This window comes from Vibrio jasicida CAIM 1864 = LMG 25398, assembly GCF_000400365.1.
GTDB lineage: Bacteria > Pseudomonadota > Gammaproteobacteria > Enterobacterales > Vibrionaceae > Vibrio > Vibrio jasicida.
The window spans coordinates 1-13,583 of sequence record NZ_BAOG01000025.1 but is presented as its reverse complement, the minus strand read 5'-3'; the positions used below and the strand labels follow the sequence as shown (position 1 = coordinate 13,583).

The following is a 13,583-nucleotide window of genomic DNA, read 5'->3' as shown; positions in this document are numbered from 1 at the left end:
TCTTGTTCCTGTTAAGAGGTTAGTTTCTTTTTCTTATTCCAAGGAAGAAGAGGCAACACGATCATCAAAATTCCCACTGCAGTGAGCCAGTCTGGAATCTCATCAAACCACCATATTCCAAAGAGTGTCACGAATACGAGCCCTGAGTATTCCGCCAAGGCAACCTCTCCGGCGGGGGCTTTTTGATATGCCAATACTGCCAGACCGTTATAGCTCAAAATACAGATCGCACTCGCGATTACCAGCGTTAGTTCCTGCCAAGTCATAGGTTGCCAATAAACCCCAGCTAATAGCGTCGACACAGGCAGGGAGAATAAGGTTGTCCACCAAAGCGTCGTGACGACAGATTGTTCGCTAGGCAGTTTTCTTACCAATATATTGAACATCGCCAGCGTGGTTGCTGTACCGAGTGCAAACAACGCAGCCCAATGGAAGTGATTTGGTCGGAGTACCACTAAGACACCAAAGAAACCAAAACCAGTCAGTAATACTTTTCTTAATGGTGGATGTTCTTTGAGAAACAGTACTGACAGTGGCAACATTAGAATTGGTGCGGCGTAAAAGACGGCGTTGGCGGTTGCGAGTGGTAGGTAAGTGACTGCGACCATCATGCACCCGCTACCAATCAATATTAGGTGCGCTCGCAACAAAGTAATAGGAACTTGCTTGAGGCTGCGTTTACTTGAGTTTTGTTTGAGGTAAAAAGGTAAGAGGATCAACAGTGAAGCCAATTGGCGCACAAACATGTATTGGAAGGGGGAAATTCCGCCTTCGATCAGTTTAACGGCAACATCGGAAAGTGATGCTGCCAAGTTACCGATAACCAGTAAGAATAGCGCCAAATGATGAGGTGACATTTAGTTTACTCGGCGCATATCCACATGAGGAATACCATCCTCAAGGTAGCTTTCAGAAATAACTTCAAAGCCATGAGTCGCATAGAAAGCCACCAGGTGTTCTTGTGCGCCGATATCTATCGTTTGACCTGCCCAAAGCAGTTGGCACCGTTGTAAGGCTTGCTCAAGTAGCTCATGTCCCAGACCTCCGCCTCGTGCACTTTGTTTTGTTACCACACGACCAATACTCACATTGTCGTAAGTGGTGCCTGCAGGTAATAAACGAGCACAAGCGACGAGTTCATCTCCGTTGTAACCCAACAAGTGATAGACACCATCAAGCATATCTTTGCCATCGAGCTCTGGGTAGGGACAAGTTTGTTCTACGACAAAGACATCCACACGCAAACGCAGCATTTCATACAGTTGAGTCGTGGTCAGTTGAGTAAAAGGGAGAGCTGTCCAGTTGATCATTTCCAGTATCCATTAATAAGCGAATGCAGCTGACTTTACGTCGTTTTCTGCTATTACTCATTAACAATGGTTAATTTTAACTGGTCTTCGTGACAAATCTGGCGATAATGTGCCCTCTTTTCCATCCTACCTGAGGATATTTCCCTGTGAGCAAACAAACTTTTGACCAAGTAGGGCTTAATCCAGCGCTACTAGAGACGCTTGAATCATTGAACTACACCCATATGACGCCAATTCAAGCGTTGAGCTTACCTGCGATTTTGAATCAGCGCGATGTGATTGGTCAGGGTAAAACAGGCTCAGGTAAAACAGCGGCATTTGGTCTCGGCGTATTATCAAACCTCAACGTAAAGCGTTTTCGCGTGCAGTCGTTGGTGCTATGCCCAACCCGTGAGTTGGCTGATCAGGTGGCGAAAGAGATCCGTACACTAGGTCGCGGTATTCACAACATTAAAGTTTTGACCTTGTGTGGCGGTATGCCAATGGGGCCTCAAATTGGTTCTCTAGAGCATGGTGCACACATCTTAGTAGGTACACCTGGACGTATCCTTGATCATCTAGATAAAGGCCGCATCAACCTTGAAGAGTTAAATACGCTCGTGTTGGATGAAGCGGATCGCATGCTCGATATGGGGTTCCAAGATGCGTTGGATGCGATCATTGATGCAGCACCTAAACAGCGCCAAACTTTATTGTTTAGTGCGACATTCCCAGAAAAAATTGAGCAGATTGCTCAACGTATCATGCAATCGCCAGAAATGATTAAAGTGGAAGCGACACACGATACATCAAGTATCGCGCAATACTTTTACAAGGTAGAAGGCTCGGAAGCTCGCGATGAAGCGCTGGCTAACCTGTTACTGACTCACCAACCGGAATCAGCTGTTGTGTTCTGTAACACCAAAAAAGAAGTGCAGAACGTGACCGATGAGTTGCATCATAAAGGGTTCAGTGTAATTGACCTTCATGGTGACCTTGAACAGCGTGAGCGTGACCAAGCATTGGTTCAGTTTGCGAACAAGAGTGTTTCTATCCTGGTCGCAACCGATGTTGCCGCTCGTGGTCTTGATGTAGATAACCTTGATGCGGTATTTAACTTTGAATTGTCTCGTGATCCTGAGGTTCACGTGCACCGCATCGGGCGTACAGGTCGAGCGGGCAGTAAAGGCTTAGCATTTAGCTTCTTTGGTGAGAAAGATGGCTTGCGCGTAGCTCGTATCGAAGAATACTTGGATATGGATGTGATGCCAGCAACATTGCCAGCAAAGTCAAACCAGCAACCATATCAGGCGAAAATGGTGACTATTAATATCGATGGTGGTAAGAAACAGAAAGTACGTGCTGGCGATATTCTCGGTTGCTTAACGGGCAAAGGCGGCATTACTGGTGCGCAAGTAGGTAAAATTCAATTGATGGCGATGCGTTCTTATGTGGCTGTTGAGAAGTCTGCCGCGAAGAAAGCATTGCAAACCATCAGCAACGGCAAGATGAAAGGTCGTCAATTTAGAGCTCGAATTCTGAAGTAGAGCGTTATTTTTAAAATAAAAGCGGCTACTTAGGTAGCCGTTTTTATTCGTTCTTCTTCTATGCTACAGCTTTAATCCTTCCATTACGGCCGTTGGTAGCTGTTGCTTAAAGTCGGCGATGAGTTCGACTTTGTCTTCCGATAATTCAAGTAGTTCACTACGAAGGTGGAACATACAGGTCCCAAATTTCTCATCAAAGTTAGGCACCATAGAGGTTACGCCGGACGATGCGGCCTGTAGAGCAACTAAAGTCGGTTCAATGACGTGGCTTTGATACGTGTCGTCTTCCATAATGATGGTCGGAGAGAACCCTTGAATTTCCTCCATAACGGGTTCTACATGTGCAGTGATCAATGTTGCTGCTTTATTGGTGGCGGCATCACCAGCTGCTGCTTTTAGTTTTCCAAACATAATCCTCTTCCTTTATTCGTATTGGTTCACTCGCGTATAAAATCGGCGAGTGAGGTAAAAATATGGTTAAGGAGGGTGTGGTATATTTGGGTGTATATCTAGGTGGTAAATTTAATTTTTGCTTATACTTCAAAGTAATAGCTTTGCTTAGTAATAAGACTATGACTATTTGTTTCGATTGTTTTCTGTCAATATTATTTTAGTTTTACTTTTCGTGATGTGTTTTTAATCGAGATTTAATACGACTCAAACTGATGGCGGTAATTCCCAAATAAGCCGCGATTTGACTATCAGTAATGCGCTGTTCTAGATCTGGATAGTGCTGGCAAAATAATTGGTAGCGCTCTTCTGGAGAGTAGAGCAACATAAAGCGTTCTTTGTTTTCTTTATGCATTAATTGAGCTTCGAGCAGCTTGAGGTAAATAGGGTGCTTCTCTGCTCGCCATTGATGTAGTACCTCTATGGGCAAGCAAAATAAATCACAAGGCGTTAGCGTTTCTAATAAATAAGGGGAAGGCTGGCTCTTAATGAGTCCCTCAAAACCAATCACCCAATCTTTTTCCCAGTAGAACTCTTTACTGAATTCCTTACCTTTGTCGGTCAGGTAACTCGCGTGGCATAACCCCGCTAAAACAAAGTAAATATGAGAGCTGAATTCACCTTGGTGGTTAAGAATATGACGTGTCGGAAGTTCGAGTTGCTGACCGTGTTCAATAAGTTGGTTTGCTTCGCTTTCGAAGAAGCCGTGATTGATTAGGTCAGAAAAAAGATCGTTGTGCATGTGATGACTCAGAAGCGGTTTTCTATATTCTAGCGGAACAAAAAAGCGGCTCACAAGAGCCGCTTAACATCATTGCCAAATAAGACTTATTTTTGGTTTAAGTCGATTTGGTAAATCGCGAAACCTACCTCGTCAGTTGCTACACGTTTCATCGGGTATTGTCCTTTTTCTTTGATGAATTGCGCGGCTTTGTCACTTGGTGACGTTTCAAAGCGAACATCGAGTTTGTTGTTTGATTTAATTGGCGCGAAAGACCAGTTGTTGTCTGCACTCGGTGTTACTTCCCCTTGCTCTTTACTAATGCGAGAGATGTATGCGGCAACCACAGAACGGTTCTCGTCTGGAGAATCAAATGCGATGAAGTCCGGGCCAGTACCAGGGAAGGTTGCACTGTAAGCGCGGTAGTTGTTGGTTGCGATGATGAAGTCTTGCTTCGGATCAACCGGTTGACCGTTGTAAGTCAGGTTCAAGATACGCTGTGAGTCAGGGTTAATCACTTTACAATCGGCATCGTATTTTGGAGGTTGAGTCAAGTCGATCTGGTAACTAACACCATCGATCACGTCGAAGTTATACGTACGGAAACTATCCCAGTTGATCAAAGACTGAGGTTTAGTGCTATTCACATCAATATGGTTGAACTGACCCGCACTACACTCTAGCCACTCGTGTACTTCTTTACCTTTAACCTTCATTGCAACAAGCGTGTTCGGGTACAGATAAAGGTCTGCGGCGTTACGGAAAGTCAGCTGACCAGACTCTACTTCAGTGAAACCGTTTGGATCGTCTTTGCGTCCACCTACTTTAAATGGTGCCGCTGCACTCAATACCGGAATGTCAGCAAGATCTGGGTCACCTTGGATAAAGCGTTCCACGTAATCTTTCTGCGCTAGGTTGACGATTTGAATCGTTGGGTCATCTTGCACGAGTGCCAGGAAGCTGTACATCACGTCATTTGCTTTGCCAATTGGTTGGTTAACAAACTCGCGCGTGCCTTTGTGGTCCTCTACCAATGCATCCACAATGCCTTTATCCGCTTTAGCCAGAGACTTCTTGTTTGCTTTGTCAAAGATAGGACGAGCTTCTGATTGACCCTCTACGACCTGCCACTTGCCGTCTTTCTCTTTCAGCATCAAGTCCATTACACCAACGTGGCTACCCCAGCGACCCGGCATCACAGCCGTTACGCCATTGATAGTACCTTTTGCGTTGTCAACGCCTTGTAGGTTGGCAAAGTCTCTACCCGGGAATACCGCATGAGAGTGACCAAACGCAATGGCATCAATGCCTTCTACTTCCGTTAAGTAGTAGACTGAGTTTTCTGCGCCTAACTTGTATGGGTCAGTGGAAATGCCAGAGTGAGGTATAGCAACAATCACGTCCGCGCCTGCTTTTTTCATCTCAGGGACCAGTTTTTTCGCTGTCTCTGTGATGTCTTTTGCAAAGACTTTGCCTTCTAGGTTGTTTTTGTCCCATACCATGATTTGTGGTGGTACGAAGCCAATGTAACCCACTTTGATTTCATGGCTTTGACCGTCGGTATCTTTGAACGTATGCGTTTTGATTAGATAAGGCTTGAAGTAGTGCTCGCCAGTCTTTTTGTCGAAAACATTCGCACTAATATAAGGGAAGTTCGCACCATCAATTGTTTTCTTCAGGAAGTCGAGACCGTAATTGAATTCATGGTTACCTATATTACCCACATCGTAGTTGAGTTGGTTCATTGCTTTGTAAACAGGGTGAACTTCGCCAGTCTTAATCCCTTTCGCTGCCATGTAATCGCCCATTGGGCTACCTTGAATCAAGTCTCCATTGTCGACTAAAACACTGTTCACTGCTTCTTCACGAGCTTGTTTAACCAGTGTTGCAGCGCGGCTTAAACCAATTTGTTGTGAAGGTTGGTCTTTGTAGTAATCATAATCCATCACATTGGTGTGAATATCGGTGGTTTCGATGATTCGAAGCTTGATGGTATCGGCCATTGCTGGGCCAGCAAGCGTCAACATACCGCTCAAAACTGCGACGGATACGGGATTAACTGCCATTTTCATGAGGTGCTCCAATTAAATGGGATAGAGGGGTCGTACAGCGTAATGTAACAAATATTAGTGCAAGCTCAGGCTAAGATGCAGAAAACTGTGAACATTAGGCAATTAAATGCGGAGGAATGTGTAAAATTGATGCCTTTTTCACCATTTTGAATGAGACCTAACAAAAGCTTCTTAGCAGTTTTTTGAATAAAAAATGAAATTTTAGAATTTCCGGTAATATAAACCCACCGCCATAATGCCTTGCATAACGATATCAATGGATGATGAGCAAGCACATGGCAGTTAAAGATTCAGTAACGACTTTCCCAATCAATAGGCCTCGGCTGGTTTCGGATAACCAAGCTGCCGATCTTCCGCGTTTCAGCAAACAATCTCTTCAATCTGGTGAAGTCGCCCTTGTAGGTGCAGGTCCGGGTGACCCTGAACTATTGACGTTAAAAGCACTTAACTGCCTGCAACAAGCTGAAGTCATACTTTACGATTATCTGGTTTCTGACGAGATCATGGCGCTAATTCCAAGCGAAACCATTTTGGTTTGCGTGGGTAAACGTGCAGGTCATCACAGCGTGCCGCAAGAGAAGACCAATCAACTATTGGTGGATTTTGCTAAGCAAGGTTACAAAGTGGTGCGCATTAAAGGTGGCGATCCATTTGTGTTCGGGCGTGGTGGCGAAGAGTTAGAAGTCTTGGCTGATGCGGGCGTGCGTTTTCAAGTTGTGCCAGGTATTACAGCTGCTGCGGGTGCGACGGCTTATGCTGGGATTCCATTGACTCATCGCGATTACGCGCAATCGGCCTTATTTGTTACCGGCCATCTCAAAGAAGAAAGTGACGATATGGATTGGTCGACACTTGCACGCGGTAATCAAACTTTAGTGATCTACATGGGTTTGATGAAATCACACTATATTCAGAATCAGCTAATCAAACATGGTAGGGCGGCCTCAACACCTATCGCAATCATTGAACGTGGCACTCAAATTCAACAAAAAGTTTTCTCGGGAGATTTGTCCCAACTGTCTGAATTATCTAAAAAAGCTCAGGCTCCTTCTTTGATCGTTGTCGGTGAAGTTGTGCGTCTGTCTCAAAAGTTGGACTGGTTTTTGTCTAGTACTGAAATCAACAAAAGTGCTATTGCCAGATCCATATAATTTCAGACCAAAGATTAGGGACGTAATGAGCCTTCAAGCTTAAAAAGGAAATACTAAACATGGACCAACAACGTTTAACTCACCTTAAACAACTCGAAGCGGAAAGTATTCATATTATCCGTGAAGTTGCTGCTGAGTTTGATAACCCAGTCATGATGTATTCGATTGGTAAAGACTCCTCAGTCATGCTGCATCTTGCACGCAAAGCCTTTTATCCGGGCAAAATTCCATTCCCTTTACTGCACGTAGACACGGATTGGAAGTTCCGCGAGATGATTGAGTTTCGTGATCGTACCGCAGAAAAATATGGCTTCGAGCTTTTGGTTCATAAGAACCCAGAAGGTCTTGCAATGGGGTGTAGCCCTTTTGTACACGGGTCTTCCAAGCATACAGATATCATGAAAACTCAAGGTCTTAAACAAGCTCTGAATAAGTACGGTTTTGATGCGGCATTCGGTGGAGCGCGTCGTGATGAAGAAAAATCTCGTGCTAAAGAGCGTGTTTATTCTTTCCGCGATAAGAACCATACCTGGGATCCTAAAAACCAGCGTCCTGAACTTTGGAAGACATACAACGGTCAGGTGAACAAAGGGGAAAGTATTCGCGTATTCCCGCTTTCAAACTGGACTGAGCTAGATATCTGGCAATACATCTATCTAGAGAACATTGAGATTGTCCCACTTTACCTTGCTGACAAGCGTCCAGTTGTTGAACGTGATGGCATGTTGATCATGGTGGACGATGAACGTATGGAGCTTCAACCTGGTGAAGTGATTGAAGAGAAGAGTGTTCGTTTCCGTACTCTTGGCTGTTACCCACTGACGGGGGCCATTGAATCTGAGGCAAATACGTTGACGGGCATTATTGAAGAGATGTTGGTGGCAACCTCAAGTGAACGTCAAGGGCGAGCGATCGACCACGATCAGTCTGGATCGATGGAGCTTAAGAAACGCCAGGGTTACTTCTAAAGGATCTAAGGAAAGATAATGAACAGTGCAGTTGAAGCTCAATTAGCCGAGCTTGGAATTGAAGGCTATTTAACACAACACCAGTACAAGTCTCTGCTTAGATTCCTGACTTGTGGCTCGGTAGATGATGGCAAAAGTACGTTGATTGGACGTTTGCTCCATGACTCAAAACAAATTTATGAAGATCAATTAGCAGCGGTTCACTCAGACAGCCAACGAGTGGGCACGACAGGTGAGAAGCCTGATTTGGCATTACTAGTTGATGGACTGCAAGCTGAGCGTGAACAAGGCATCACCATTGATGTCGCTTACCGTTACTTCTCGACTCAGAAGCGTAAGTTCATCATTGCAGATACGCCGGGACACGAGCAGTACACGCGTAACATGGCAACTGGTGCATCGACCTGTGATCTTGCCGTGATCTTGGTTGATGCGCGTAAAGGTGTATTAGATCAGACTCGTCGTCACTCATTCATTTCTAATCTATTGGGTTTGAAGCACTTTATTGTTGCGATCAACAAGATGGATTTGGTGGATTACTCACAAGAACGTTTTGAAGAAATTCGCGACGAGTATTTAGAGTTTTCTGAGAACCTTGAAGGTGAAACGGACATTCAAATCATTCCAATCTCCGCATTGGAAGGCGATAACGTGGTAGACAAGGGGCAGAACCTGAGTTGGTTTGAAGGCCCGTCGCTACTAGAGTTGCTTGAGAATGTGGATGTTGACCAAGAGAAAGGCGCAGGTGATTTCCGTTTTCCTGTCCAGTATGTGAATCGCCCTAATCTCGACTTCCGTGGCTTCGCTGGCACGATTTCATCGGGCTCGGTGAAAGTTGGTGATGCCATTAAAGCACTGCCGTCTGGGAAAACATCGACCGTTGAACGTATTGTGACTTTTGATGGTGATGTACAAGAGGCGCAGGCTGGTTTAGCGGTAACTCTGACGCTCAACGATGAGATTGATATCAGTCGTGGCGATTTGATTGTGCTGGAAAACGCGCAAGTTGAATCGACAAACCACTTACTTGCTGATGTGGTATGGATGACAGAGCAACCTCTGCAACCGGGTCGTGACTATGACATTAAGATTGCCGGTAAGAAGACCGTTGGTCACGTTGAGGCGATTCGCCACCAATACGATATTAACAACCTTTCAACTCATAGCGCACCAGAGTTACCTCTCAATGGTATTGGCTTGTGTGAGTGGTCACTCAACGAATCCGTTGCGATTGATAACTATCAAGAATGTGCTGATACCGGTGGTTTCATCATCATTGACCGTCTGACTAACGTTACCGTTGGTGCTGGCATGGTGAAAGAGAGTCTCGCGGCAGTTGAGCGAGACTTAACCGATGTCTCTGCGTTTGAACTTGAGCTAAATGCACTGGTTCGTAAGCACTTCCCACATTGGGAAGCCAAAGACCTGAGCCAGTTACTGAAGAAGTAATGAGTTCATTGAGCCTGACCGAATTGCGAATGCAGTCAGGCTTATTTCCCCCCGAACCCAGAATGCTAGGAAGCCCAAGAAACCAAGCATTCTGGCGTTCTTTTTCGCTTGCTTTGCTTTTTTATATTGTGACTCATTTGTCACTCTGTGCAGCCAGTATGCACATGTCGTTGTTATGCCCGAATCGGGCTTGTTGGTAAGGAAAGGCTATGTGGGAACAAGGATTTGTATTAGCGATATTGCTTGGCATTATCACTTGTTTACTTGTAACCAAACTGAAGCCGAGTTATGTGTTTGCTGGCGCTGCCTTTATTGCGTTTATGGCGGGCATGTTAGAGCTCAATACCATTGCGGCTAACTTTACTAACTCTTCTCTTCTGACGCTGGTCTTGTTGATTCTCGCATCGAGCGCATTAGAAAAAACCTTATTGATCAGTTGGGTAAGTCGCAGTATTTCAGAGGGCAATCTTGGTAGCGTGATTGCCAAGTTAGGCTTTTCTACCGCGCTGCTTTCTTCTTTTACTAATAATACCGCGGTTGTGGTGTCGTTAATTGGTGCGATCAAACGTAATCAGCAGCACGCACCCTCTAAGCTATTGATCCCGCTTTCTTATGCCGCGATTTTTGGTGGCACACTGACACTTATTGGCACCTCTACCAACTTAATAATCAACAGCTTTGTTGAGGATGCGGGCTTACCAAGTCTCAACTTTTTTACACCGACCATGATTGGTTTAGCCGTGCTGGTTGGGGGCGTGCTTATTTTGATCCCGTTGAGTTATTTGTTGCCTAATTATGATGATCAAAGCCAAGAAGATTTACCTTATTTCTTAGAGTCTCGAGTTGAGCCGGGCTCACCTTTGGTTGGGCGCACTATCACGGAAAATAATTTACGAGCATTAAGAAAGCTGTTCCTTGCCGAAGTCGTTCGTGATGGCGTGACCGTACCGTCAGTTGGGCCTGATTTTGTTCTCAACGCAAAAGACCGATTGTTGTTTTGTGGTGATGTTGAAAGCGTTGCTACGTTGCAAGAGATCCCTGGACTGACGCTCTTTGGTCATCAGCATCTCAATGGCCAAAACTTTATCGAGGTGGTAGTAAGCTCTTCAGCCACGTTCTGTCACAAAACATTGAAAGAGAGTCGATTTCGGGACCGATTCGATGCTGTAGTCGTGGCGATTCGCCGTGGTCACGAACGACTTGAAGGTGGTTTGGGTAACATTACCCTAGCGGCAGGAGATACGCTGGTTTTGGTACCCGGAAAGCGTTTTGAAACTGAACGTCGAGCCCATCGTAAAGAGTTTGTTCTGGTTAACGATTTGGATTCCAGCGCACGTTTGGATGCCAATAAATCGGCATTAGTGCTTATTGGCTTTTCCGCTGTGATTGCCTTTGCTCTATTGGAGTTGGTGCCAATTATTAAAGGTTTGGCGGTTTATCTTATTGCTCTGCTCGCGTTTGGTGTCATTCAGCTTTCTGAGCTGCGTCGTCGTTTCCCAATCGATATTGTGGTGATTGTTGGTTCTGCGTTATCTATCGCTCAACTGATGATTTCCTCTGGACTGTCCGTACGAATGGGCGACATGTTTATTGAAGCGTTCAATGGTTGGGGTGTGTTTGGTGCGCTGGTGGCAACCTACATCATGACCTTAGTATTGACTGAGCTTGTAACGAACAATGCGGCAGCGGCGCTGTCTTTCCCTATTGGCTATAGCATGGCGGTAGGTTATGGCGTTGACCCTATGCCTTTTATCATGGCGGTGTTATTTGGTGCTAGCGCAAGTTTTATTTCTCCTTACGGATACCAAACCAATTTGTTGGTGTACAGCGTAGGGAATTACAAATTGACCGATTATGTGCGAATTGGCGTGCCGATTTCCATCGTGTATTCAGTGTTAGTACTGACGCTGATTCCGGTCTTTTTTCCGTTTTAATCTGTAAATTTACAAGGATACGTTATGACTGCCGAAACTCCGGTAAAAGATGAAAACATCGTTTGGCATCAGCACTCGGTTGATAAACAGTTTCGTGCTGGATTAAAAAAACAGAAGCCAGCGGTACTTTGGTTTACCGGGCTATCTGGTGCGGGTAAATCAACGGTGGCAGGCGCCTTGGAAAATCGCTTAGCTGAACTGGGTTACCACACTTATTTGCTGGATGGCGACAATGTGCGCCACGGTTTATGTAGCGATTTAGGCTTTTCTGAACAAGACCGTAGAGAAAATATTCGTCGCATTGGTGAGCTCGCTAAGCTGATGGCAGACGCAGGGCTAATCGTATTGTCTGCGTTTATTTCTCCTCATCGTGCTGAGCGCCAGTTAGTGCGTGATTTAGTTCCTGAGGGCGAGTTTATTGAAGTGTTTGTCAACGCCTCTCTTGATGTGTGTGAAAGTCGCGATCCTAAAGGTTTATACAAAAAAGCGCGTGCAGGTGAAATTCCTAACTTCACGGGAATTGATTCGGAATATCAAGCGCCAGCAAATCCAGAAATTGATTTGCCTGCGGGTGAGAAGAGCGTCGAAGAGCTTGTTGAGTTGTGCTTAATTGACCTCAAACAGCGCGGAGTGATCCGATAAAAAAGCATTTGGATCATCGGTGACCAAAAAGTCATTGTACTGCTCAGAGAGCTTTTGGACCATAGGTGGCCAAAAGCTCTTTTGACATCGTTTAGACGGTGTAATTAACATGACTTTTGGTGTCGCTATGTACACTAAACTTATGATTTAAAAGCGATAACATTTGGTCGTAATATTGATTGTTTGGTTTGTTTCCGAGTAATTTACACAACTCATTGCCCGTCGGTGTAAAACGGTAATACAAAAGTCGTACACCTTTAGTATTCACTTGCAGTGATAAATTCTTACCTTGATAGTTGAGCATCAATGGTGTCTCAATGCCAATCTCTCCAGACTCTAATTCAGTACTGTGAAGTAAGCCCAATTCAATCAACACTAATAAGCTGGAATAGGGAAGTTGGAAACTCCCCATATTGAGATTGCTGGTGGTGTCACGTTTACCAAAGCTGAACATTCCGCCATGTGCTTTGTAGCCAATCAGTAGCTTTCTACTGGTATCTCCCCCAAAGCTGCATGCTAACGTCGCGGCTCTTTGTAGGGTTTGGGCTTCCCGTGGTGACATGTCTTTCAGCACTTTTAACGCTTTCATGGAAGTCGAACCAGGGTTGGTAACTTCTCGCTTCATGACTTGCGCCCAAAGTTTTTGCATTGAGCTGTTGTGGATGTCTTGCGCCATATCGAAAAATCGATACAACCAATCTTGATCAGGCTCTCCGGCGGTTTCATCACGGCATGAGCTGTGCGCGAGTTTAAGGATTTGTTCGAGGTTTTTTTGTCTTTGTTCTTGGCGACGTTGTTCGCGTAAATGTGCCCGTTCTAATGCAGGTTTTGCTGGAGGTTCGTTTTGCAGCAAAGCATCGAGCCCATAGATCTGAGCAATGCTTTGAACACGACTTGCGCTGTCTTTGATATAACCAGACTTTTTCTCGTGATGTGTTTGTTTTTGTGTATTCGATTCGTGTTCGATGACAACGGGTTGCTTTGTCGGTTCTGCCATTTGTTTTCCTGCCAAGAGCTTGCGGTTAACGCTTGCTTAAATTTACACCTTTCTGCTTTTTGCGACTAGAGAGGCACGTCCGGATTTTGACAGAATAAAGGCTATTCAAAATGATAATGAGTTGTTAAAATTGTTATCGTTATTTTGGAGGAGCGATGAAATATTCAGACGCGAGTAAACTGAAAAAGCACCTGTCGATAGCGCTTCTTTTGGTTCTTTATGTTGGTGTATTAGCGTATTTATCTCGCTATATAGTCTAACTGACAGGCATAAAAAAGGCGCCAAATTGACGCCTTGGTGTGAAATCAAAACAAACTACATATCGTCGTAGGCTTCAATACTCGTGCCTTCGATCTCGTATGC

At 44.9% G+C, this 13,583-nt stretch carries 12 protein-coding genes; 6 read left to right on the top strand and 6 right to left on the bottom strand.

What is annotated here, in order from left to right; genetic code table 11:
- Positions 1-11: 11 nt before the first annotated feature.
- Both VJL_RS07100 and VJL_RS07095 read right to left on the bottom strand, forming a co-directional pair.
- Positions 12-857 carry a DMT family transporter gene (locus VJL_RS07100; protein ID WP_038876812.1) on the bottom strand — a complete coding sequence of 282 codons (846 nt, stop codon included), beginning with the start codon at positions 855-857 and terminating at the stop codon, positions 12-14.
- Positions 858-1,310 carry a GNAT family N-acetyltransferase gene (locus VJL_RS07095; protein ID WP_038876810.1) on the bottom strand — a complete coding sequence of 151 codons (453 nt, stop codon included), beginning with the start codon at positions 1,308-1,310 and terminating at the stop codon, positions 858-860. It lies immediately after the preceding gene.
- Between the two features lie 146 nt (positions 1,311-1,456).
- On the opposite strand from VJL_RS07095, the gene dbpA reads away from it, so the two are divergent.
- Complete coding sequence (gene dbpA / locus VJL_RS07090) at positions 1,457-2,836, top strand: ATP-dependent RNA helicase DbpA (RefSeq protein WP_038864916.1); 1,380 nt, start codon at positions 1,457-1,459, stop codon at positions 2,834-2,836.
- A 63-nt stretch (positions 2,837-2,899) separates the two neighbouring features.
- On the opposite strand, the gene VJL_RS07085 is transcribed toward dbpA, so the two are convergent.
- The 3 genes from VJL_RS07085 to cpdB form a co-directional block, all read right to left on the bottom strand.
- Positions 2,900-3,247, bottom strand: a complete 348-nt coding sequence (locus tag VJL_RS07085) for a hypothetical protein (protein WP_038876808.1) — start codon at positions 3,245-3,247, stop codon at positions 2,900-2,902.
- A 205-nt stretch (positions 3,248-3,452) separates the two neighbouring features.
- Positions 3,453-4,028: a Crp/Fnr family transcriptional regulator gene (locus VJL_RS07080; protein WP_038876806.1), complete on the bottom strand. Its 576-nt coding sequence runs from the start codon at positions 4,026-4,028 to the stop codon at positions 3,453-3,455.
- Between the two features lie 86 nt (positions 4,029-4,114).
- Positions 4,115-6,079, bottom strand: a complete 1,965-nt coding sequence (gene cpdB / locus VJL_RS07075; protein ID WP_038876805.1) for a 2',3'-cyclic-nucleotide 2'-phosphodiesterase — start codon at positions 6,077-6,079, stop codon at positions 4,115-4,117.
- A gap of 275 nt (positions 6,080-6,354) precedes the next feature.
- On the opposite strand from cpdB, the gene cobA reads away from it, so the two are divergent.
- From cobA to cysC, 5 genes are all read left to right on the top strand, one after another.
- Complete coding sequence (gene cobA / locus VJL_RS07070; protein WP_045422181.1) at positions 6,355-7,230, top strand: uroporphyrinogen-III C-methyltransferase; 876 nt, start codon at positions 6,355-6,357, stop codon at positions 7,228-7,230.
- A 59-nt stretch (positions 7,231-7,289) separates the two neighbouring features.
- Positions 7,290-8,198, top strand: coding sequence for a sulfate adenylyltransferase subunit CysD (gene cysD / locus VJL_RS07065; protein WP_038864925.1), 909 nt, complete (start codon positions 7,290-7,292; stop codon positions 8,196-8,198).
- An 18-nt stretch (positions 8,199-8,216) separates the two neighbouring features.
- Complete coding sequence (cysN, locus tag VJL_RS07060; RefSeq protein ID WP_038864927.1) at positions 8,217-9,647, top strand: sulfate adenylyltransferase subunit CysN; 1,431 nt, start codon at positions 8,217-8,219, stop codon at positions 9,645-9,647.
- 209 nt (positions 9,648-9,856) lie between these two features.
- Positions 9,857-11,581 carry an SLC13 family permease gene (locus VJL_RS07055; protein WP_038876803.1) on the top strand — a complete coding sequence of 575 codons (1,725 nt, stop codon included), beginning with the start codon at positions 9,857-9,859 and terminating at the stop codon, positions 11,579-11,581.
- A gap of 24 nt (positions 11,582-11,605) precedes the next feature.
- Positions 11,606-12,223: an adenylyl-sulfate kinase gene (cysC, locus tag VJL_RS07050; protein WP_038864931.1), complete on the top strand. Its 618-nt coding sequence runs from the start codon at positions 11,606-11,608 to the stop codon at positions 12,221-12,223.
- A gap of 91 nt (positions 12,224-12,314) precedes the next feature.
- On the opposite strand, the gene VJL_RS07045 is transcribed toward cysC, so the two are convergent.
- Positions 12,315-13,220 (bottom strand): TIGR03899 family protein, encoded by a 906-nt coding sequence (locus VJL_RS07045; RefSeq protein WP_038864933.1) that lies wholly within the window; start codon positions 13,218-13,220, stop codon positions 12,315-12,317.
- Positions 13,221-13,583 lie beyond the last annotated feature (363 nt).